This window comes from Arsenicicoccus cauae (assembly GCF_009707125.1).
Taxonomy (GTDB): domain Bacteria; phylum Actinomycetota; class Actinomycetes; order Actinomycetales; family Dermatophilaceae; genus Arsenicicoccus; species Arsenicicoccus cauae.
This window is the reverse complement of sequence record NZ_WLVL01000033.1, coordinates 1-2577: the sequence shown is the minus strand read 5'-3', so window position 1 is coordinate 2577 and position 2577 is coordinate 1. Positions and strand designations below refer to the sequence as shown.

At 67.0% G+C, this 2577-nt stretch carries 3 protein-coding genes and 2 pseudogenes; 4 read left to right on the top strand and 1 reads right to left on the bottom strand.

What is annotated here, in order from left to right:
- Nucleotides 1–265: pseudogene (locus tag GGG17_RS08710) on the top strand (DDE-type integrase/transposase/recombinase); the annotation flags it as partial.
- 3 nt (nucleotides 266–268) lie between these two features.
- On the opposite strand, the gene GGG17_RS08705 reads toward GGG17_RS08710, so the two are convergent.
- Entirely contained in the window at nucleotides 269–1324 is a 1056-nt protein-coding gene (locus GGG17_RS08705; RefSeq protein WP_154593351.1) for a transposase, read from the bottom strand.
- A 213-nt stretch (nucleotides 1325–1537) separates the two neighbouring features.
- Between GGG17_RS08705 and GGG17_RS08700 the strand changes: the two are divergent.
- From GGG17_RS08700 to GGG17_RS08690, 3 genes and pseudogenes are all read left to right on the top strand, one after another.
- Nucleotides 1538–1732, top strand: a pseudogene (locus GGG17_RS08700) (IS3 family transposase); the annotation flags it as partial.
- A 19-nt stretch (nucleotides 1733–1751) separates the two neighbouring features.
- Nucleotides 1752–2090, top strand: a complete 339-nt coding sequence (locus tag GGG17_RS08695) for a hypothetical protein (RefSeq protein WP_154593349.1) — start codon at nucleotides 1752–1754, stop codon at nucleotides 2088–2090.
- Nucleotides 2051–2577: RHS repeat-associated core domain-containing protein (locus GGG17_RS08690; protein ID WP_154593348.1), on the top strand; the 527-nt coding region annotated here is incomplete at its 3' end. The genes GGG17_RS08695 and GGG17_RS08690, both read left to right, overlap by 40 nt.

The following is a 2577-nucleotide window of genomic DNA, read 5'->3' as shown; positions in this document are numbered from 1 at the left end:
CAAGGACGCCTGCTCCGGGCGGATCGTGGGCTACAGCATCGACTCACGGATGACGTCGCACCTGGCTGTCACGGCGTTGAACTCAGCCGTCGCGCGCCGCGCCGCTGACGGCGTCGATGTGGCCGGGTGCATCGTGCACAGCGACCGAGGCTCGCAATTTCGAAGTCGAAGATTCGTCCACCGCCTGGGCCGCCACCAGCTCGTCGGGTCCATGGGACGGGTCGGTGCCTGCGGTGACAATGCCGCGATGGAGATGCTCCTATCAGAGTCAAGCGGTCATCGGAGCCGCCTCGAGGACGCGGAAGAGGTGTCGGGCGTAGAAGCGCTTCAGGCACCGCATGGCCTCTCTTTTCGTCTTGCCCTCACTGATCCGGCGGGCGATGTAGTCCTTGGTCGGCTGGTGGTGCTTGGCCCGCGCGAGGATCACGGTGTGCAGTGCCCGGTTGAGCTGACGGTCGCCGCCGCGTGAGAGTCGGTGGCGAGTCTGGGTCTGGCCGGACGTGGCTTCGAGCGGTGCGACGCCACCGAGCCTGGCGAAAGCGGCTTCGTCGCGGCAGCGGCCAGGGTGCGACCACGACACCAGAATCTGGGCGGCCATGAGCACGCCGACGCCAGGCTCGTCGAGCAGTGCCGGCGCCATCGCACGCACGAGTGGGATCATCGCCAGTTCGAGCTCGCGGCACTCATCGGTGAGTTGCCGGACCCGGTTCGCGGTACTACGCAGCGATAGCTTCGTCGCTGCGTACTCGGGATCAGTGGCGGTCTCCGGGCGCAGACGTTGGCAACGCCCGACCAGCTCCATCAGCGGGCGCCCGCGCAGCTCCTCGCGCAAGTCGGTGGGCGCGGTGACCACGAGTGCTTTGAGGACGTTGATCGCAGCGACCCGCGCGAGTTTCGCGCTGTCACGGGCGGTGATGAGTGTTCGCAGGCCTTCGCGGGCACCGCGCGAACGCGGCGTCGCCCAGGTCTTGCGGCCCAAGATCTCGCGCGCTGCACGAACGGCGTCCAGGGAGTCGGACTTCGCGCCGTCCTTCGATGGGCGCGTGCTGGGGTGGTCGAACTCGATGACGAACTCGCCCTTGGCGGCGAGCGCTGCAGCCAACCCAGCCCCGTAGCTCCCGGTGGACTCGATCGACCAAGCGCGCCTTTCGTCGGTGGTGTAGCCCTTTGCCCACCGCAGCGCTTGGCCGTAGCCGCGGGCGGTTGTGGCGAAGACCTTTGAGGCGATCTCGCCCTGGGTTCTTGAACAGACGACTGCGGCGGTGATGCGGTCCCTGTCGGGGTCGACTCCGATGACGTGGTCGACGAGTTCTGCGAGTGACATGCCTTGCTCCTTCTCATCTAGCGGATGGACTCCGCCGAGGAGGTGAGGCAGGACTGTGATGGGTCACCCGAAGGGACAAGCTCCTAATCAAGCCATCGAGGTCGGCGGTGCGGCTGGCGGACATATCTCTCAATAAGGACACCGGCAGGGTCGGTCATTCTGTGGGTCACGTCAGCCAGCACCACCTTGCCGCGCAGCATGCTGGGAGTCTCACAATCCTTCTTCGCCCTCCTGCAAAAGAACTTCCTCAACCAACGCCGCTGGGACACCCGCGACGAGTTGCGGATCGCGATCGTCACCTGGATCGAACGGACCTACCACCGCCGACGACGACAAGACCGCCTCGGCCGATTGACGCCCATCGAATACGAGACCACCATGACCACACCAGCCGACCAGGCTGCGTGACTACCACTGTCACCTATCCGTGCAGCAGTCCCACCCGCTCGGGCGGCAGACGCGGGTCCCCGCCGCCGACACCCCCGACCCAGCCAAGGGCGACCTGACCCTCGGCTACTACGACACCGACCTACCCCAGCGTGTGGACCAGGGCGGCGTCGATACCACCTTCACCCTCGACGTCGTCGACCGCCGCCTGACCCAGAAGACCACCAGCACCAACCCTGATGTCCCTACCTCGACGATGGTGCGGCACTACACCGACGACAGCGACAACCCCTCCTGGACCACCACCACCAACACCGCCGGCCAGACCGTCACCACCCGGTGCACCGGATCCCTCGGCGGAGACCTCGGCGCCAGCTAGCCGAGGACGCGTCCGTCACCCTGACCCTGACCACCCTCCACGGCGACGTCGCCACCACCATCAACCTCAGCCCCGACCAGGGCGAAGGAACGGCCGCGACCAGCATCACCGGGTGGAGCGACTACACCGAGTACGGCACCCCCAGAGACCCCGCCGCCACCCAAGCCGTCGCAGGACTCGCTGGCTACGGATGGCTCGGAGCAGAACAACGCTCCACCACCCCAGCCACCGCAGGCCTCACCCTCATGGGCGACCGCTACTACAACCCCACCCGCGGCGCCTTCACCAGCCTCGACCCCGAACCCGGCGGCAACCCCACCGCCTACACCTACCCCCTCGACCCCATCAACAGCTACGACATCGACGGGCGCCGGCAAGAGGTAGGCGGGTACGGTGGAGGAGGCGGAGGCGGCTCCAGTTACGGCGGCAACTTCGACCTGTACGACACCCGCAAGAACGGCAAGGGTGTCGTGGGTGCCGCCTACCG

Coding starts and splice junctions, on each gene's coding strand:
- GGG17_RS08705 (WP_154593351.1), bottom strand. CDS start 1,324: ATGTCACTCGCAGAACTCGTCGACCACGTCATCGGAGTCGACCCCGAC.